Source organism: Paenibacillus oryzisoli, assembly GCF_001653565.1.
GTDB lineage: Bacteria > Bacillota > Bacilli > Paenibacillales > NBRC-103111 > Paenibacillus_E > Paenibacillus_E oryzisoli.
In genome coordinates, this window is sequence record NZ_LYPB01000087.1 from 112,645 (window position 1) to 133,281 (window position 20,637).

Below are 20,637 nucleotides of genomic sequence, written 5' to 3' on the forward strand. Positions count from 1 at the left end.
AATGCTTCTATTGGTCATATGCTGTTTAGTCCATCTCAGTATACTTATGGGAAGCCCCACTACTTCATCTTTCAAGCGAGTGTTGCCTCTCATTTATGGGGCACCTTATGTATTATGGATGGTATTTCTAGTTACGAAAGATCATCGGGTCTTATTTAATGCTGCTGTAACGGATGGAAGAAGTCCTCTGGATCCACTATTTTTGCTCCTTACGGTGAGCTTTGTTGCAGGGTATATTCTACTTTCCGTTATAATCCTTGCTGTTTCTTGGTACCGGGCAAATAAAGTAAAACATCGACAAGTTCTACTCTCTCTCCTTCTCAGTTTATTCTCACTGTTTGCATGGTTTATCTTTGTCACATTACTTTTACAACTAAAATTTGTGAATGCTCGAAATGCAATGATCCTATTTTTCATAGGTTATTTGGTATGGGCTATTGTATTACGTCATTTGATTGGGAAGTATGATATTATGCCCGATTACCGTAAGCTATTTCACATTCTTTTCAAATCCGCCCCAACAGCAATCCTGCTGCTGGATCATAATGGCGTGATTATAGAAATGAATCCCAAAGCAAAACAATGGCTTGACGGAATCCCTACGCATGAAATAATGAATTATTTCCAGTTTGAAGATAATCTGCGAATCGTTGAGAGGTTAGCTATGATTCAAGATGAGAATAAATACCAATGGGAAGCTCGATTAAAGAATCCGAACAATGATGAGTTGGATTTGATTATGGGTCTTGAATTAATCGAGGAAACCGATGAGAAACTATTTGTGATTCACCTCACTGATGTTACTTCACTCAAGGTTGCCGAACGTAAATTATTGAAATCAGAGCAAAATTATAAATATTTAGCACACCATGATTCACTTACGGATTTATATAATCGTCCAGCCCTTCAAGAGCAATTGCAAGAAAAGATAGCGCGTCAAGAATGTTTTGCCCTTATCTTAATCGACTTAGATAATTTCAAACCGATAAATGATCGATTTGGACATTCCATTGGTGATCTTTACCTAAAGCACATCGCGCATATTTTGAAGGATTGCTCCCAACCTGATGATCGGATAGGACGGATTGGCGGAGATGAATTCGTATGGATCATTTCCTCTACGGGTGAAAATAATGAACTAGAACGTACACTAAACTTCCGATTGTCCCTCTTACTCCAGCGCCCTTTTGAGTATAAGGGGATTGAAATTCCGATATCATTCAGTGCTGGATTCAGTTTATACCCAAGGGATGCTACAGATGTAGCTATATTAATGAAGAACGCAGATGAGGCTATGTATAGAAAGAAACGAACAAAAAAAACCGATTTCTCACTTTGATAAACTTGGGAATCAGTTATTTGACAAACGTACGAAGTCGTAGTTCATGAAAATACTGTACAATGGGATGTTTTACCTTAATCGTCTCGCTCATGTTTAATATTCGTTTTTTTCCAACTCGCTTATCAATTAACGCTAGGATATTCAACAATATATCATTGCTCTCTATGCTTTCCTCTATAGAAATGGATAAAAACTTGGTAGCTGTAACGCTAAAGTTTGATTTACATAAAGATGATTGGGCTGACAAGATCTCTTTGGCAATATCCGATATTTTTCTATTTCTTGCCATTACTACCAAGCGATCCTCTGGAACGACACCTTTGGTATCTTTCCTGACTGCTTCAATTTCTTCGGTGTTGATTGGAACCTGGATATCTGGATCGTTCTTGATTTCCAATTCAGTCTGATACCATCTGAAACCATTGTCACTCATATTAAGTACTTTCTTTTTATCCACCGCAAGATAACAAAGTCCAGCTTTATCTGGTAAATAGCGATAGCTAGTTGAAAGGTATTCGACCCTTCCATGTAGCGTTGGACTGAGAAAACTCTCCAACTGTTGTTTCAGTTTACTCCAAGCCATTTTTTTCCCCCATGTCTCTCGATTACTAAGTTTGGGCTGCTCGAGATTGACCGCGTGTCCAACTTTTTCTATGATGCGTACTTGACCTAAATGGTATAATTACCAAGTAAAGTATTAAAATATGAATATGTGAGGCGGTAATTACAATGGAAACAGTTAATCAAACAATTACAGTAGAAACTACGGTAGGTGCTCCAGCTGAACAAGTGTGGGAATTATGGACAGAACCGCAACATATCACGAAATGGTCGTTCGCTTCTGATGAATGGCATGCGCCAAATGCTGAAAATGACTTGAGAGTTGGTGGCAAATTCCTTACAAGAATGGAAGCCAAGGACGGTAGTTTCGGATTTGATTTTGGTGGAATTTATGATGATGTGAGACTTCATGAATATATCTCCTATACTTTGGGAGACGGAAGAAAAGTTGAGATCACATTTATTCGTCAAGACAACGAAACCAAAGTAGTTGAAACATTCGAACCAGAAACGAGTAATCCTGTCGAGATGCAAAAAGCAGGCTGGCAGGCGTTTCTCGACAATTTTAAAAAATATAGTGAATCTTCTAGATAAGATTTAAGACCGTTTTAATAACCATTTATTCACAGGATAAAAACAGAAGGAATCCTAATAATAATGTAGGCTTTCAAGCCAATACAGATATTTTAGGAGGAAATCAACCATGAATCAATTCGGACAACAAAACAACGCGTCTCAATCATCTTATATGAACGGATATGCAAATTCTAATTACTCGCAGGACAATGCTTTTGGGCAGAATTCTTCTCAGCCAGTCATTGCTCATTATGGGGGGTATTCCGCGTCAAATGCCCAGCAAGGCAATCATATCCCTGCATCCCAAATGAATTCTTACACACAGTACTCCTCTCAGCCCGTTATTTCTCATTATGGCGGTTATTCAGCACAAAATTCCCAACACAGCTTTCAGCCTAACGCTGTATCCCACACGAGTGCTTACTCCCAAAATACCACACAGCCAGTAATTTCTCATTATGGCGGCTACCAAGCACAGAATTCGCAATACAACAGTTACAGTAATCCTGCGTCCCAAATGAGTTCTTACACGCAAAACAGCTCACAGCCGGTTATTTCCCATTATGGTGGGTATCAGTCCCAAAATTCGCAGCACACACAACCTTACCATACTTCTCAAATGAATGCATTTACTCAAAACACTAGCCAGCCAGTCATTTCACATTATGGTGGCTATCAAGAACAGAATTCGCAACATACACAACCGTACCATACTTCTCAAATGAATGCATACTCGCAAAATGCCTCACAGCCGGTCATTTCTCATTATGGCGGCTACCAGGCACAGAATTCCCAACACGGCGGATTCTCACAACAAGGAAGCATGCAATCATCACAACCGGTCATTGCACACTACGGGTATACAAATAACTAATATAGTTAAGGAACAGGATCCCTTAGATATCAAAGGGATCCTGCTTCTTGTTGATTAACGATCAAGAAGCCAACAAACCCTGAGGTCTGCTGGCTTCTCTTTTAAGAAACAATCTTATAAGTTGAATTCACTAGGATTTAATCCAAGTGAATTGCAAATATCGCGAACCGCTGCTTTCTCTTTATCATCGAAATCACCATCAGCGGCACCGATTGCACTACATACACCAACGATAACTCGCCCAATCTCAGGCTTACCGCTGAATTTGGCAATTGACTTCAGTGCTTCTTGTTTGCCAATCATCGCATCAAATTCTAGGTTACCAACATAGTGGTTGAATCGAGCAATAACATCACTCATATCAAATACTTTTAGTTCTTCACTCCGGCTTATGTAACCAGCCATTTTTTGCTTCTCATTGGCATCAATAGATCCGTCTGCAGCAGCTACAACCGCACATCCGGCAACTACTGCATCCATAAAGTCCTTATTCTTGAACTTTTTCACTTGTTCGGATAATCCTTGTTTAGAATTTTGCAACCATGATTTGAATCCAATACTCATATAGGAAGCCTCCATTATTTATAATTTCGATGCTTCCTTTATTTTAGAGACATTTTTATAATTTAGCAAATAATGTAGAAATCAATCGAGTGCTTCTATTCAAGTCGTCAATTTATAACCTGTTACAACTTCTTACGCAACTCACTCACCGACACTCGTCGAGCGCCTGAATTTCGCCGTATTGGAGCACTTTGTATAGTTGGCGGGGCTTCGCCGGCTTCCTGCATTCGGCGAATCAAGCGCTCACGTAAATCAGCTGCCACCGATGTGAACGACTCAACACCAACTAGATTATTCAACTCATGCGGATCGGCTTGGAGGTCATACAGAAATTCCTCGACGTAGACATCGGATCCTGCATCCACATTCGCATTCCCCGCTGGCGCCGTCACGCTGTACTTCCAGCGCTGTGTCCGGACTGCACGGCCAACCTGCGATTCGCTGATTTGCACGAAAACTTCCTCCGGCCACCCCTCTCGCTCACCGTGCAATAGTGGGAGCAAGGAACGCCCCTGCATGGATGCTGGAACCGGAATACCAGCAGCGTCTAAAAGCGTTGGCGGCAAATCTACTAGGGAAACCATCTCCTGCAGACGACCGCCTGATCGAAAACGTCCTCCTGTGAAAGCGGTCGGGACGCGGATGGAACTGTCGTGACAGGAACGTTTATACTCATTGTTCCTTGTTTTGAAATGGCAGCCATGATCCGAAGTAAACATGACTATCGTATCTTCCTCCAACCCCAGGCTGATCAAAGCATCGAATATGCGGCCCAGCGCTTCGTCGAGTCTTTTGACCATCCCATAATAGCCCCCAAGATGAGCATGTGCCGTTCCGCCTAGCGATGCAAGATCGCCAGGAACGAAGGAACTGCCACTATAGCGCCCTTCATATCCTTTTGGCGCTGGATAATTGTCAGTATGGTTCTGGTGATGTGGTTCCAGGTAGGACAAGAATAAGAAGAAAGGCTCTTCTTGATGCTTGTCGATATACCGGATTGCCGCATCCGTCTGTGCGTCTACCCGATAGCCAGGCAACTTAACGGGGAGATTGTCGCCGTTATACATCACCGTGTCATACGCATCCGATGCATACTCGAGCACATTAGCCCCTAGCCATTCCTGATAACCACCGCGTTGCGCTTCTGGAACCGGTTCTTGACCGGCCAAATGCCATTTGCCAATGTAGCCTGTATGGTAGCCTGCTTCACGGAAATGATGAGCTAGGGTCTTCTCTTCTGCTTTTAATGGAATACCATTAACATAGCAGCCCGTTTCAGTCGCATATTTGCCTGTTTGCAAGGATGACCGAGCTGGCCCACAGACAGGCTGACAAGTGTACGAATTGAATACATGTGTGCCTTCCATTGCCATACGGTCAAAATTTGGTGTTAGACCAAGTGGATTACCATGAACCCCTGTCGTGTCGAATCGCTGTTGATCCGTAAAAAATACAATGACATTCGGATGTTTACTCATCATTTTCATCATCACCTTCTACTATTTAAATTCAATTGTAGAGGAAAAGAGAATGGAATATAACTTAGAAAAACAACTTTAATTAGGATGATATCAACGATTATGTGACGTGAGAAAAACTGCGTAGAATTAAAATTCTACACAGCTTCTCTAAGATCAAGCCATATTCATGTTGTAAGAATGATGACCAGATTGGATTGGTAATGCTAATTATGATGCCGCCATTTGCAAGAGCTCACTAACCGTAACAAGCTCATAACCTTGGTCTGTTAATTCTTTGACCAGGATTCGAACAGCCTCTATGGTTTGCGAGCGATCTCCAAAGCCATCATGGAAGAGAAAAATGCTTCCACAACCGATTTGTGCTCGAGTTACCTCAAGAATATGGTCAACGCCAGGCATCTCCCAATCTCTTGTCCCCCCATTTACAGATCCAATGACGGGATAGGCAAATTTGGCAGTAACGGTATCAACCTCATTGTTGTAATCTAGATACGGAGGACGCATGACAACGGGCGGTGTACCTGTTACCTCTGAAATTAATCTGTCTGTTTCCCGAAGTTCATGTTCACACGCTTCCAAACTGATTTGGGTCATAAAAGGATGGGAATAGGTATGGTTTCCAATCTCATGTTTCCTATTATGAACATCACGCGTTGTGTCAGGATACAGCTCGATTTGTTGACCCATCATAAAAAAAGTAGCACGACCGCCAACCTCGTCGAAAATATCCAACAATTGAGGTGTATATTCGGGATTAGGACCATCGTCAAACGTAAAAGCAATGGCTTTGTGTGAAGTTGAAACTTGATGGATAATATTCATGTGCTTAGCCTCCCTTCGATCTTTGAATTAAGCTAAACGTAAAGTTGCTCGATTCATCACCAGCAGCTACGGCAATACCAGCTTCAACTCTCCGAAGGCGGACGTGTTCGACCAGTTATTGGATGTACCAGCCCAAACCGTCTGGCTATGACGACCGTTGCCATCATCCTCATCGTTATTCGCTACGTCAAAGCCGATCAGCATTCCCGCGGATGGCGTAATGCCAAGTGAACTCCAAGGAATTGCCATTTCGACACTGTATCCAGCCGATGTCGGGGCCCATGCGTGCTGCACGCCGTTCGTGAGGCTTCTCGCTTCGTATAGCGACGTGTCGTTCCAACCTTTGATGAATTGTCGGTCATAGCTGTCGTATGTCGCGCCTTGGTTATGATTGCCATCCACATAAATCTCAATGGAATCGTCGGAATATGGCTCCGGCGAATTGTTGAATAGATCTCCATCGGAGACGGTGACCCCGACATACAAATACGTATTATCCCATAATAACCCAAATTGTGTTCCATTGTTAGAGGTTCCGATCACATTTTTGTTCGCTTGCACTGTGATGGCCCATGCCGTTTCGTTCAGTGAACCATCGACTAGAATAGCACTATTCGTTTTGGTGACAGGAATCAGTGTGTAAGACGCATCCATCGTGACACTGACTGCGCTGCTCGCCGCTGATCTGTTATTTTCCGCGTCTTTCGCTTTTACCGTAAAGGAATAGGTAGCCCCCGGTGTTAGCCCAGTGACCGTGTAAGTCGTCGAAGTTACTGTTGCCACAACACTACCGCCGGAATAGATTTCGTAACCAGTCACGCCTACATTGTCTGTTGAAGCCGTCCAAACCAAATCTGCAGTCCGGTCCGTGTGAGATGGCGAAGTCAAATTCGTCGGTGCTGTCGGAGGTTGCAAATCCCCTGTAGTGATGGAAGAAAGTTGTAAGCTTCCGAAGGCGGACGTATTCGTCCAGTTATCGTTCGTTCCGGCCCACATCAACTGACTATCCCGACTGGTACCCGCGTCATTATCATTGTTCGCTACGTCAAATCCGATGGTCAATCCAGCAGTTGGTGTAAGTCCGAGCGTGCTCCATGGAATCGCTAGTTCCACACTATACCCTCCTGATATGGGAGCCCAACTATGTTGCACGCCATTTGGCATGACTCTCTGCAACCATAGCGTGCTGTCATTCCACCCTTTGACATACTGCTGGTCATAGCTGTCATAAGTCGCGCCTTTATTGTTATTGCTGTCAATATAAATCTCAATCGAGTCATCATTATAAGGCTGAGCCGAGGTATTGTACAATTGACCGTCAAGCACTTTGACACCTACATACAAGTACGTATTATCCCAGAGCGAGCTGAATTCAGCTGTATTGTTCGGAGTCCCAATCATTGCTTTCTTCACAGGTTTGAACGATGACCAAACTTGTTCGTCAAGGGACCCATTTACGGTAATAGCGGTAATTGTTTTCTTAGCTTGAAACAAATACGGTTCAGTCGTGACGCTGAGTGAAGCGCTCGTTCCGGACACATTGCCTGCCGCATCTCTTGCTTTTACGGTAAACATATAATTCGTATTCGCTGTGAGGTTACTCACGGAATATGTGTTGGACATTACAGTTCCAATCAACGATGAACCTTGATATACCTCGTATTGCGTGACCCCGATATTGTCGGAGGAAGTATCCCATGCCAAATCGGCTGTGGTCTCACTTTTGGACAATAAACTCAAATTCCCTGGCGCTGTCGGAGGTGCAAAATCGCGATCATGAACCACTTTGACATTGTCAAACTCTACACTCGTTTTGAAGGCATAGAGACCAACTTTACCCGTAGTTAGACTGGTATCCGTTACAGTTAATTCCTTAAACCCATTTACATAGAAATCGAGTGTTGAGTTGTTTAACAGCGCAGTGAAGTTGTACACTTCATTCGTCGTTATCGTATAATTTTTGGCAATGAGAATCGTGACGGTACCATTCACCGATTTGCCGATTTGCAGCTTGCCTGCTTTGATACGGAAATAGTAAAAATTGTTCGGATCCGTATACCGGGCCGTGATACCGGCTGCAAGGTCGATATCATTCTGAGTAACTTTGATATTCGTTTCCACGCTATAGTTGGTATATGAGCTGGTATCGACTGTACTGAACGCATTCGTCCCTAGCCAAGAAGATTGTTTGTAAACCTTGGATCCGCCTGATGTTACGACAGACCAAGTACCATTCGCAGGTGTCCAACCTTCCGCTGCTCCATCCTGGAAATCGTCGCTGAAAGCGATGGTGCCCGGGCCTGTCGCCGTTGTTGCAGCAAGTAGATTGCTAGCTGTTGAAGTGCTGCCTGCACCGTCCACCGATCGAACGGTAACTGAGTACGTACGGTTAGGAAGAAGACCTGTGAGAGTATACGTCGTACCTGAGGTCGTAGCTACCTGTTTCGATCCCACGTATAGGTTATATCCGACGACACCAGCGAGATTGGCTGGGGGACTCCAACTCAGGGTCAGGCTCGTGATCGTCGAAATAGAAGTTACTAGATTCGTCGGAGGAGCCGGTGGAGGTGCTGTCGTCACACTCAGCGAATTGCTGGCAGCCGAGAGATTGCCTGCTCCATCTTTGGCTTTCACCGTAAACGAATAAGCGCTGCTAGGTGTTAGGCCGATTGCGGTATATGACGTACTAGAGAGCGTTGTCGTTGCACCGATATATACGCCTCCACTGTAAATGTTGTACCCTGCTACACCCGTATTATCGGTTGAAGCCGTCCAGGTTAAGTTGACGCTCGTTGATGTATGCGATGGAGATATTAAGTTCGAAGGCGTTGTCGGAGATTCCGTATCGGTTCCTTCGCTCATCAAGGTATCGCCATAGAAAACACCGGTCCCATTCGTTCCGATATAGACGCGACCCCATGTTTGACGGTCACCCTCCATCGTATTCGCTTCTGCACCAATCGCAGGATTAGCTACATCAATCTTCACCCAAGTCGTGCCGAAATCATCGGAGCGGAAAATACCCACGCTATTGTCGACCTTGCCATATACGAAGACCGTAGGATCCGAAGATCCGAGCTTATTCTTGCCAAAAGCAAACAAGGTTGCCTGCTGCACATTCGGCACCTGAGTCCAGGAATCGCCGGAGTTGCTAGAGCGCCATAGGCCACTGCCATCCAAGCTAACCCACACTTCGCCCGCCTTACCTGGTGCTGCCTTAATACTGAAATAGGCCGGTGTCTTCGTTGGAATTGTCGGCATCGTGGACACAACTGTCCAAGAGGCCCCACCGTCCGTACTCCGGAATACTTTCCACGTATTGCGTTCCAACAGATAGAACGTATTGTTGTTGACGCGGTCGGATGCTAGCGGCTGGTACCAGACCCAGAAATCATGTATAGTTCCGGATGGTGCCCCTGTACTAGGATTCCACGTTTGCCCCCGATTGGTCGAATATAACGGACTGCCGAACTGCGGTACCCAGACCAAGGTTTCGCTTCCAGCAGACACAGCGATGCGGCCCGCCATACCAGGGGGATTAGGAAACGCCGTCCAAGTTCCTCCATTGTTGGTACTATAACCACCGCCGCCTGTACCGGCATAACGTGTAGAACCTACACGAGCGATAAAGTTCGGATTACTCTCTTGGAAGTCAATGGAAACCGTGTCGCCCAGAGACGGACTGCCTAATTTGCCGCTAGGATACGTAGTTAGCGACGTGTGTCGCATACCATCGACATCCGCATGCCCACTCAGCAGGGGTGCACCGATCGGTGTACTGCGCAAAGCGAATGTCACGACTTCTTCGTGGCCTTCTTCGTACGTATACCAGTGGGAAGGACTAGCTGTTATATCATCGGTCCGCCATGTACCATAGAAGTCGGTGAGCCATACCCTCTTTGGATAATGGGGATCGATCGTCAATGTCGATGTATTGGCGGCAAACCAGTTACTCGTCCACCAAGGAACATTCTGATGTTTGACGAAGGTGATTTGTGTCCAGTTTGCACCCCCATCCAAAGATCGGTAGATCGGCGCAGGTGTGTTCGTACCGTCCTCAACAGCTGTCATCACGATGTTCGGGTTGGTTGGGTCAACCGTAATCCCGTTGTATCTACCTGACGCTGGAGGTGAAATGTCCGTCCATATGCCATTTGCAAACTTCGTGACACCTGATTCATAAGTGACGTACAGGGTGCCGCCACCTGCTAGAATAGCCCGACGAGGAGTTAGCGGACTTCCATTCATCAGCGACCACGTCGCCCCGCCATCAATAGTCTGGTAAATGCCAGTGCCTTTGACCCCGACATAGATCGTTTGGGTAGCAATTCCAGGAGATCCTGTAGACTTATCAAATAAAACAAAATTGAGTCCAGTCGGATTGGCGCCAATGGTTGGGAAGTTAGTTACCTGCTCCCATGAACCTACACTTGCGCTGGTAGTGCTTTTCCATAGTCCATCATAACGAGTTCCCATATAGATGATCTGAGAATTGTTCGGGTCTAGGGCAAGCCGCTCACCCAAATCTCGACCTGGACCGTTGCCATAATGCCTAGGAGCAAATCCAGTTGATGCCCAAGTCGCTCCCCTGTCCGTGGATTTCAGAATATCCGACGGAGCTCCTACATAATCGAACTTGCCAGCTGCCACATAAACTACATCCGGATTCGACGGATCCAGTGCGATGCTGTCGATGCCGTATTCATTATACTTTTCTCTTGGAAGCGCATTCATAAGTTGAATCCACTCCTGTTTAACCGGATCCCAGCGCAAGGCGCCTCCGACATCAGTACGGATATAGACGAGATCCGGCTCTGTCGGATGAATCGCGATGCCAGTAACAAATCCTCCGCCTCCGATTCGCACATTTTGCCAATTATAAGGCTCTTGCTGAGCAGCTTTAACGGATGAAGCAGCCCCTAGCAACATACCGCTTAGAAATAAGAACACCATGCATACATGCCATTTCCACCTTTTCGCAAATGCCAAAGCAATCATCCCATTTCCCTCCTAGTTTGGATACTAACTTGCTAGACTTACAGCCAGCATCCCCCCTTTCTTTACTCCTCCTTATCAAAGAGAAAAGAAAATGCGGCAGCCTGCGCAGACGAAACGTCATCGGCAGACTGCCGCACGGTGTTATTTACGAGTGGTCGCGTACCACGAGTTGATCTCGTCGAAGCTCGTTTGGCCGCCGGCCTTCTTGAATTTATCTGTGAAGGCATCAAAGCCTGTCAGCTGTTCGCCGCCGACTATGATTTTGACGGCATAATCGTTGACCATCTGATTGAGTTGTGCATTTTCCTTAGAGTAATTAGGGAAATATGGGGCTAACCCAAGTGGATTCTGCTTGAATACTTCTGGCTTCTGCAACTTGTTCAAGAATTCCCAACCTTTGTATAACCGTTCGTCTTTGCGAACACGTGCTTGCCAATAGACCGGATATTTCGTTTCATCGATGCCAGTCAAATAGTTACTAGCTGTGCCTCGTTCGTCATTGAATATCGGCAAAATCGGGTAATAATTGCCGTCTTTAACCGTGTGGTGTGTGCCCTCTACACCGATCGCCATATTTTTAAACGTATCCGGTACCAGCTTCGCGTCCATCCATTTAATCGCATCTTCGGGATGTTTCGAAGCTTTCGGAATAAAAGTCAACCTATCGAATCCGGATGATTGCGCCAAGCCTGCCTGGCCATTTTTGCCGATCAGTGCTGGCATGTACGTATACGTGGCTCCTGGGACGTTTTTCTTGAGCGCATCGTCAATCGCAGGAATGTCGGCCCAATGCAACGTGATGACACCTGCCTTGCCATTCGTAAACTTCTCTTTAACCGTAGCATCCTTGTTAATCGCGAATTCCTGATCGAGCAGCCCTTGCTTATAAAGATCCGTCATATAGGTCAGATATTCCTTAAACGCAGGATTCATCGCACGTGGAATCAGTTTACCACTCACATCGTTCCAATCATTGACCATCCCGAAAGCGCCGACAAGGTTGTCGACTAATGGAACGTCGCCCTTGATCGACATCGGAATGTTCTTGGCGCCGTTACCGCCAGGATCCTTCTCCTTGAACGCTTTGAGAACAATCTGAAGCTCATCAAGTGTGGTCGGTACTTTCAAACCCAGCTTATCCAACCAATCCTGACGGATCAGCAGGCTCGTACCGACGGATTCAAGGGTTCGCGTCGGAATCGCATAGATTTTGCCGTCGACTTTAGCCATCTCAAGCGTCTCCTTGGACAGTGACGCTTTGATGTTTTTACCGTACTTCTCTATAAGCGGAGTCAGGTCGACCAGTGCACCTTTCTTGGCATAATCCGCATAAATCGCTTTGGAACTGCTGTCACCGGCTGTTGAGACAATGTCGTAAGGTTCGGAGGAAGCGATAAGCAGATTAAGTTTGTCCTCCGGCTTATCAACGGGAAGTGCTTCGTAATTGACTTTATACCCCGTCTTCTCTTCTAGCATAGCGGCGATTGGATCTTTGCTGAAGTTAGGGCCCAGTCGCATAAGCGCTTTCAATTCGGGTTTAGGTCCAGCAGTCGCAGGTTGCACAGACGGAGCAGGCGTACCGCTCTTCTCACTTTCACTATTTGAGCCGCATGCAGAAAGGAACATTAGGCTGGCTACTACGGGAAGTGCGACCCATTTCATCGTTTTCTTCATCTTTTTTTAACCCTCCTATATAAATTTAGTGCGATTTATCATTAAGCAGCGGCATGCATTCCGCCGACGTTAATGCAGCATTAACCTTTGACAGAACCAATCAGTACGCCCTTAATAAAATACTTCTGAAGAAACGGATATACGAGGAGAATAGGCACGGTAGAGGCCACAACAGTAGCGGCTCGAATACTTTCTGGTGACATATTCATCAGATCGTCTGCTGATTTATTGAGCGCATTCACCGTATCGTTCTCCATTACGATATCGCGCAGATGCAGTTGAAGCGTTTTGAGCAATGGATCACTGATGTAGAGCATAGGACTGAAGTAGTCGTTCCAGAAACCAACTGCATAGAACAATGCAATTGCTGCGAGAACTGGCATACTAAGCGGTAGAATAATACGGAACAGAATAGTAAACGTTCTCGCTCCATCCATTCGCGCCGATTCTTCTAGTGCTTCGGGAAGCCCTTCGTAATAACTCTTTATCACCAACATATTGAAAACAGAGATCATGGCGGGCAAAATAAGGGACCATAGGTTGTTCAGCAGGTGCAGCTCCCGTATCAACAAGTAACTCGGGATGAGACCTCCGTTAAACATCATTGTGAAGATGAACAATACCATAATGACCGAGATGCCGGGTAAGTTGCGTTTAGACAATGGATAGGCGGTAATTGCTGTCACCAAGATGCTCAGAAGTGTCCCTGCTACAGTGACGATGACTGAAATTAGGAAAGCTCTGCCGAATGCCTCTGATGTAGCGACTTTTACTAACGTGTCGAGCTGGAAGCCTACTGGCAGCAGGTTTACTCGTCCAGATACAAGTGCCCAATCCGAGCTAACGGATTTGGAGAACACATGAATCATCGGCAGTAAGGTAATCAGTCCTAACACGATCATGAAGCTGTAGACGAAGATATCTAATATCCAGTCACTGCGTGTTCTTTTGCGGATATGCATATCAGTCCTCCTTACCAGATGCTACGATTCAGCAGTTTTTTGCTGAGCCCGTTGCCGGATATGACGAGAATGAAACCGACGACCGAATTGAATAGTCCAACCGCCGTGCTGAAACTGTAATCCATCTTGCCGAGACCCGTTCGATAAACGAATGTGCCGATGACATCACCTGATGCATAGACAGTCGGGTTATACATGGTCAGTATCTGTTCTGTCCCTGCATCTAGCACCATACCAAGGCGAAGAATAAGCATGAGGATGATCGTCGGCACAATGCCCGGGAGTGAGATATGCCACATTTGTTGCAGCCGGTTCGCCCCATCGATTGAAGCAGCTTCATATTGTTCCTGTTCGACACTGGCGAGAGCGGCGATGAAGATAATCGCATTCCAGCCGATTTCTTTCCAACCTGCCGTGAACACAATAACGCTTCGGAAGATGTGATTGTCCATGAAGAACCGGATGGATTCTCCGCCAAACCAGTGAATCACGGCATTCACAAGCCCATCGGATGGCGACAAGATTGTCATGAACAAGCCAGAGATGATGACCCATGACAAGAAGTGTGGCATGTAGATAATGGTCTGAATGGTCCGTTTGAACGCTGAGAACCGAATCTCATTCAGCAATAGAGCAATGAGGATCGGAATCGGGAACAGCAACACGATCTTGTATACACTGATAAGCAGCGTATTCATGAACACTTGCATGAATTCGGAGGATTGCGTGAGTTTACGAAACTGCTCGAGTCCGACCCATTCACTTCCCGTGATCCCATCGAAAATGTTGTAGTCTTGAAATGCGATTAACACGCCATACATCGGTGTGTATTTGAACAGCAGCAGTAGAAGAAGTCCTGGCACCAACAGCAAGTACGTATCGATGTTCCGCCATGCCTGTTTCCATCTGCTTTCTCGGTTATGCGATACCTTGGCTTCCCCTGCCTTTCCATTCCATTGTGAGATAAGCTCGCTCATACTGTAGTTGCACCTCCTGCACTTATGCTTTCATTGTATCTGCAGGCTGGTACATCATGTAGAGGGTAATCCGACACTTTCTAGGTGTATCCTACTTACTTACTCTTTCATTGCCTTCAGACGAACGATTACACGGGTGCCCTCGCCTAGACGGGAATGGATCGACAGACCATAGTCGTAGCCGGCCATCAGCTTAATTCGCTCGTTCACATTATAAAGACCGTACGAACTGCCACTTCCTTCCGCATGACGTGAAGGTTGCGATGTGGACAACAGACTAGCGGTTAATTGTTCATCCATACCGATCCCATTATCTTTAATGGTAATCTGCAGCTCATCGCCACTTACCTCTGCACAAATACTGATGATTCCAATTTTATTTTTATTCTTACGGATACCATGCAACAGCGCATTCTCAACAATGGGCTGCAGCGTCAGCTTCGGAATAACGCATTTGCTCGCCTCCGAATCCACTTCAATCATGAATTCGAATGTGGAAGGAAATCGACTCTGTTGAATCTCCAAATATACTTTTGCGAGCTCTAGTTCATCCACCACACTGACATGATCCTTCCCCTTGTTAAGGCTAAGCCGGAAATAGTCCGATAAACTTTCGATCATATGGCTGATATCGTCGGCATCTCTGGAGATCGCCAGCCAATTAATCGTATCCAGCGTATTATAGAGGAAGTGCGGATTGATTTGTGCCTGTAGCGCACGAAGCTCTGCCTCTCGTTCAAGCATTTTCGAACGATAAGCTTCCTCCATTAAATCTTTGACCCGATTCACCAAGTGATCGACGACTCGTTCCAATAAATTAAAATCACTCCCTGCAGTTGTACGTGCTTCATCTAGCCCTTCAACACCTTCTGTTCGGATTGTCTTAAAAACGGATTGAATTCGACGATTCATGCCATTAATAATAAATGCCATTAATATAAATACAAGAATCAAGAACATAACCGTCATACCCGCAATGGTCGCGATACCTGACCACTGGCTTAATGTCGTCGCGCGTTGAGTTAGGCCAGCCTTGGGCACATCTAGCACGAGCTGCCAATCCGCGGTTCGTATGGGCGCGTGCATCTCGAACAAGCGGATACCATTTTCAGTCCGTTCGCGGATTTCTCCACTGACATCGCTCGCAAGCTTAGCCTTAGTACCAATCAATGATTCCTCGGTGTTGTAAATAATAGTTCCATTACGATCCACGATATAAACACGACTTTGCGCTGGAAAATCCAACTCTGAAATAACCTCTGTGACCATACGCTCAGGGACATCCAACACGAGCACACCAAGCGTCCGCTCGAAATTCCGAGGGTGCCGTAGAATACGTGCACAAGAAAGAATCCTTACTGGTCCCGAATCCAGATAGTTTTCCTCATAGATTCCCGTCCACACGATGCTCCCGCCCGCGTTCAAGATCTCTTCATGCCATGGCCGTTCATTGAAGTTGTCTAATGGGAATAGATTTAATAGATCGAAGCCATATAAATTTGCTCTATCGGTAAACACACGAGCCCTGACAATGTCTGGCGCCGTTTGAACCGATTCAAGCAAATTGCGCAGCTCTTTGGATTGAGCGATGCGTTCAATGATTGGATTAGCAGGATCTAAATTCTCATACAGCTTATGATTCTTGAATATCGTATGGGATGAATTCTGAACATAGTTGAGCCGTGAGTTTAAATTGATACCAGCTTGTTTCAGCGTTTGTTGCATCGTCTGGGTCACTTCTTCCTGCAAAATCCGGGAGGATTGTTCGTAATAAACGAACAACATAATGCAGGCCGGCAGGAATATCAGCAATCCGTAGACGAGCATCCATCTCCTGACCGCCACAACACCTTCCCACAAATTGGAGGCATAGCTTTTCCTTTTTTGAAAAACCCCTCTCACTGGATCAACTCCTTCGCATCACTACGTGTCTTCTCCTATTGCTGGTCTCGGTAAGCGCTTGGAGTAAGTCCGGTCATCTTCTTGAATAGCTTGCTGAAATAGCTTGGGTCTGTATAGCCAACCAACTCACAGACTTCGTAGAACTTGATGCGGGGATCCCGCAGCAGTTCCTTCGCTTTCGCGATACGTACTTTCATCAAATATTCGTAAATCGTCTCGCCAGTCTCCTGTTTGAACAGTAGGCTAACATAGGTTTGGCTGAGGTATACACTGGCCGCAATCTCAGCAATCGTCAGGTTTTTAGTAAAATTATCGGATATATAGGTCTGAATGTGTTCGATTACATTACTTGACCGTCCACTCCGCTTCTCTTGAATCCAGCAGCACACATTATACAGGTAATCGCTTACAATACTCTTGAGTTCTGCCATCGTTTCTATCTTCAGAAGTCGATCCAGCAACCACGCTTCCTGCTCTTCCTTCTCACGAGTAAGTAGATTAAGGTCTAGCAGCAACCTGCCAGCTAGCGCAATCATTTGCAGGCCTACCTGCCTGCCGTACTTGAAGGCGTCCTTACGGATCTGTGCCAGCGGCTCGAGAATACTTTCCATTTCCAATTCCAAGCGGTGCTTGTCTCCTGATTTCAGTACCGACACTAGTCGCTCACTCTGACCAGCATCGAAACGGATCGGGTTAGCCTCTCCAATTTCCAGGCTGTCCATCGTAATCACTTGGTTCTTGCCCATATACCACTTCTGGTCTGCTGCATCACGGGCATGTCGGAAGGATGCTGGGAGCATGCTTATATTAGCAGCGCGTTCGCCTACGCCGATCGTAACACTAATCTGAAGCCAACGACGAAGATTATCGCGGATTGCCTCAGCTAGTGATAATAACGTAGCCTCTGGTTCAATCATCTGATCGTCAAGCACCAATAGTCCGACGTATTCAGCAGCTCGGTTCTCGAAGGCATAACCGTGCAAGTACTGGTCAATCAACTCTTGAACAACATTCAAGAGGGAGTACGAGAACAGCTGCTTGTCCCTCTCCGAACGATTGCCGAGGACTTCATTTGAATCGTCAATCGTAATCGCAAGTACAAGATACGGCTTTTCTATTGGCAGTTCCAAATTGAGAAATGCTGCTCTTTCCCGCAGGGCATCCGGTTTCGCATCCCCATCTTGGATCAATGCCATTAGAAACTTCTCCCTAAGAAGTGGCATACTCTGTGTCAATTTTACCTCCATGTCTTTCAGGCGGTTACGCTCCTTCTCTTCCGAACGTAAAACCCGTACGACATTTTCGATCATCTTCTGAATCTCTGTCCGTTTAACCGGTTTGAATATATAATCAGCAGCGTGAACCTGCATGGCAGAACGCAGAAGGTTGGCTTCATTGTGGCCGCTGATAAATACGATTTTGATCTCAGGGAAACGTTCTCGGATCTCCTTCGACATTTGGATACCATCCATTACAGGCATCATCACATCCGTGAGCACGATATCAGGCTTCACTCGCTGAACGAGTTCAAGTCCTGTATCTCCGTCATCCGCTGTACCTGCAAGAACTATTCCGTAGTCGCTCCACTGAACGAATTTGCTTAACCCCCCTCTGACAGCAGTTTCATCGTCGACAATGACCAGTTTATACATAATCTCAGTCTCCTTATGCCTTTAATTGCGCTGCAAGTTGTAGTACCTTCTATTATAAGAGTTTTTAGGCTCTTACAGCATGGGGTATCCTACTTTTTCTAGTCTGATATGACTGTTTATGTAACTACTATTGCTTGACTATGAAATTTATTTTTGATAAAACGAAGCTACAACTGAAAAGGCGGTGTAACCCATGAGTAAACCAATCACTTTTAGCATAATAGGCGGTGGAAGTTTTCGCGCACAGTATTTTCTAAGAATTGCACAAGCACTTCCAAAGCAATTCTGTGTAAGCGGAATGGTGATTCGTGATGAAATCAAAGGGAAGGAAATGGAAGACTTATGGCGAGTACCTACTTATCGAACGCTGGATCAGCTTTTGCAAAATGAAAAACCGGACTTTATTATATTATCCATTCAAGTATCCGCTGCTGTCGATTATATGCTAGAGTTGGCAGAACGCGGCATACCTGTACTTACAGAGACGCCTCCTGCCCCTAATTTAGAAGGTTTACTTGGGATACACGACAAACTTACACGACAAGGTGCGCGAATTCAAGTTGCCGAACAATATCAATTCCATCCGATTCAAGAAGCCCGCCAGCAGATTATTAGGTCAGGGCAATTAGGCCATGTTAATCAAGTAACGGTATCGATTTCTCAGTACTATCATGCTGTAAGTCTCATACGGAAAATGCTAGGTGTTCACTTTGAAGACGTCAGCATTAAAGGAATGCGATTTGAATCCGATTGGGTCGCTGGACCTAACCGAAGCGGTCCTCCGACAGAAGATAAATTGATCAGGTCTGAGCGAGATATAGCTTGGTTGGACTTTGGAGGTAAACTGGGAATTTATGATTTCACCAAGGATCAACATCGTTCATGGACCCGTTCCAACCATCTATGCATTAGGGGGGAACGCGGGGAAATATTTGATAATCGAATAAGTATTCAAGATCCTTCTTGCCAACAGATTCAAATGGAATTCAAACGTATGAATAAAGGGGAGTACGAGAACGCAGAAGGCTATTTCCTCAAAGGAATTATGGCCGGTGACCGTTGGGTATACGAGAATCCGTATATGCCTGCCAGGCTATATGATGATGAAATTGCGATTGCAAGCTGTTTGAACAAAATGGCCGTCTATGCCGCAGGCGGACCGGGATTCTATGGTCTTCCGGAAGCTTCTCAGGACCACTATATCGGTATATTAATCGAGCAGGCTATTCGATCTGGAGAGACAGTGGTGTCCACTCGTCAACCATGGACTGAATACGTTTAGCTGTTTCGATGTAGGGAGAACATGGGTATAGGTTCATGTACGGGTAACACAAAATCTGCCCAGCATGAAAGGAGCCCTTAACATGACAACGACGACACAACCGAAATCTGTTATCCCTCCCCAACATCAGAAAAAGCAGCCTGGTATTGAATCGAAAATGGACCCAATGCCCGAGTTTGACAGTACGGTTTACAAGGAAGCTGGTAAACTGAAAGACAAAGTCGCACTAATCACCGGAGGCGACAGTGGTATTGGTCGCGCCATTGCGCTCGCTTATGCGAAAGAAGGTGCAGACGTGGTGCTGGTCTATCTCAATGAGCATGACGACGCAGTGAAAACCAAGCTTACTGTCGAGAATGCCGGTCGCAAATGTCTACATATCGCAGGTGATATCGGCGACGAAAGCTTTTGCCAGCAAATTATCAATCAAGTTATTCAAGAATTCGGTAAACTCGATATTCTTGTGAATAATGCCGCCGAACAGCATCCGCAGGATAGCATTGAGGATATTACGAGTGAGCAGCTAGAGCGGACATTTCGGACGAATATCTTTTCTTTCTTCTACTTAACGAAAGCAGCCATCCAACATTTGAAACCCGGCAGCGCCATTATTAACACAACTTCTGTCACGGCTTATCATGGGCATGAGCGGTTGCTTGATTATTCTTCAACCAAAGGAGCGATCGTGGCGTTCACTCGCTCGCTGTCGCTGCAGCTTCATGACAAAGGCATACGTGTCAACGCCGTAGCACCGGGTCCCATCTGGACTCCACTCATTCCGTCCACGTTCACGGAGGAAGAGGTTGCCGAATTCGGTGCATCTACGCCGATGAAACGTCCAGGACAGCCAAGCGAACTTGCCGCGAGCTATGTATTTCTAGCTAGTGAAGATTCGTCCTATATGGCAGGGCAAGTGCTTCATGTGAATGGCGGTACGATTGTAAACGGATAAGCGGTGATTGCAATCCCT

At 45.8% G+C, this 20,637-nt stretch carries 15 protein-coding genes; 5 read left to right on the forward strand and 10 right to left on the reverse strand.

The genetic code is table 11. The features are described 5' to 3' along the window. Positions 1-214 precede the first annotated feature (214 nt). A complete protein-coding gene (locus tag A8708_RS27655) occupies positions 215-1,339 on the forward strand; it encodes a diguanylate cyclase domain-containing protein (RefSeq protein WP_239696870.1) in 1,125 nt (374 codons plus the stop codon). A gap of 16 nt (positions 1,340-1,355) precedes the next feature. Here A8708_RS27655 and A8708_RS27660 read toward each other — a convergent pair whose 3' ends face one another. Further along, positions 1,356-1,925: an SF0329 family protein gene (locus tag A8708_RS27660; RefSeq protein WP_068669051.1), complete on the reverse strand. Its 570-nt coding sequence runs from the start codon at positions 1,923-1,925 to the stop codon at positions 1,356-1,358. Positions 1,926-2,071: 146 nt separating this feature from the next. On the opposite strand from A8708_RS27660, the gene A8708_RS27665 reads away from it, so the two are divergent. Together A8708_RS27665 and A8708_RS27670 are read left to right on the forward strand one after the other, a co-directional pair. Beyond that, complete coding sequence (locus tag A8708_RS27665; protein WP_068669053.1) at positions 2,072-2,497, forward strand: SRPBCC family protein; 426 nt, start codon at positions 2,072-2,074, stop codon at positions 2,495-2,497. A 109-nt stretch (positions 2,498-2,606) separates the two neighbouring features. Next, the gene (locus A8708_RS27670) at positions 2,607-3,353 is read left to right on the forward strand and encodes a hypothetical protein (protein ID WP_068669055.1); all 747 of its coding nucleotides are present in this window, start codon (positions 2,607-2,609) and stop codon (positions 3,351-3,353) included. A gap of 114 nt (positions 3,354-3,467) precedes the next feature. Here A8708_RS27670 and A8708_RS27675 read toward each other — a convergent pair whose 3' ends face one another. The 9 genes from A8708_RS27675 to A8708_RS27715 form a co-directional block, all read right to left on the reverse strand. Then, positions 3,468-3,917 carry a tellurite resistance TerB family protein gene (locus tag A8708_RS27675; protein ID WP_068669057.1) on the reverse strand — a complete coding sequence of 150 codons (450 nt, stop codon included), beginning with the start codon at positions 3,915-3,917 and terminating at the stop codon, positions 3,468-3,470. Positions 3,918-4,039: 122 nt separating this feature from the next. Then, entirely contained in the window at positions 4,040-5,395 is a 1,356-nt protein-coding gene (locus A8708_RS27680; protein WP_204787650.1) for a sulfatase-like hydrolase/transferase, read from the reverse strand. Positions 5,396-5,605: 210 nt separating this feature from the next. Beyond that, entirely contained in the window at positions 5,606-6,220 is a 615-nt protein-coding gene (locus tag A8708_RS27685; RefSeq protein WP_068669061.1) for a polysaccharide deacetylase family protein, read from the reverse strand. 66 nt (positions 6,221-6,286) lie between these two features. Further along, the gene (locus A8708_RS27690) at positions 6,287-11,218 is read right to left on the reverse strand and encodes a sugar-binding protein (protein ID WP_068669063.1); all 4,932 of its coding nucleotides are present in this window, start codon (positions 11,216-11,218) and stop codon (positions 6,287-6,289) included. A 141-nt stretch (positions 11,219-11,359) separates the two neighbouring features. Continuing rightward, on the reverse strand, positions 11,360-12,892 hold the full coding sequence (locus A8708_RS27695) for an extracellular solute-binding protein (protein ID WP_068669065.1): 1,533 nt from the start codon (positions 12,890-12,892) through the stop codon (positions 11,360-11,362). 80 nt (positions 12,893-12,972) lie between these two features. After that, complete coding sequence (locus A8708_RS27700) at positions 12,973-13,854, reverse strand: carbohydrate ABC transporter permease (protein WP_068669067.1); 882 nt, start codon at positions 13,852-13,854, stop codon at positions 12,973-12,975. Between the two features lie 11 nt (positions 13,855-13,865). Next, a complete protein-coding gene (locus A8708_RS27705; RefSeq protein WP_068669068.1) occupies positions 13,866-14,831 on the reverse strand; it encodes an ABC transporter permease in 966 nt (321 codons plus the stop codon). Positions 14,832-14,930: 99 nt separating this feature from the next. After that, a complete protein-coding gene (locus tag A8708_RS27710; RefSeq protein ID WP_082927843.1) occupies positions 14,931-16,733 on the reverse strand; it encodes a cache domain-containing sensor histidine kinase in 1,803 nt (600 codons plus the stop codon). 35 nt (positions 16,734-16,768) lie between these two features. Further along, positions 16,769-18,385, reverse strand: a complete 1,617-nt coding sequence (locus A8708_RS27715; RefSeq protein WP_068669070.1) for a response regulator — start codon at positions 18,383-18,385, stop codon at positions 16,769-16,771. Positions 18,386-18,578: 193 nt separating this feature from the next. Here A8708_RS27715 and A8708_RS27720 point away from each other — a divergent pair, with 193 nt between their 5' ends. Both A8708_RS27720 and A8708_RS27725 read left to right on the forward strand, forming a co-directional pair. After that, on the forward strand, positions 18,579-19,667 hold the full coding sequence (locus tag A8708_RS27720; protein WP_068669071.1) for a Gfo/Idh/MocA family protein: 1,089 nt from the start codon (positions 18,579-18,581) through the stop codon (positions 19,665-19,667). An 82-nt stretch (positions 19,668-19,749) separates the two neighbouring features. Beyond that, positions 19,750-20,619, forward strand: a complete 870-nt coding sequence (locus A8708_RS27725; protein WP_068669073.1) for an SDR family oxidoreductase — start codon at positions 19,750-19,752, stop codon at positions 20,617-20,619. The last annotated feature ends 18 nt before the right edge of the window (positions 20,620-20,637 follow it).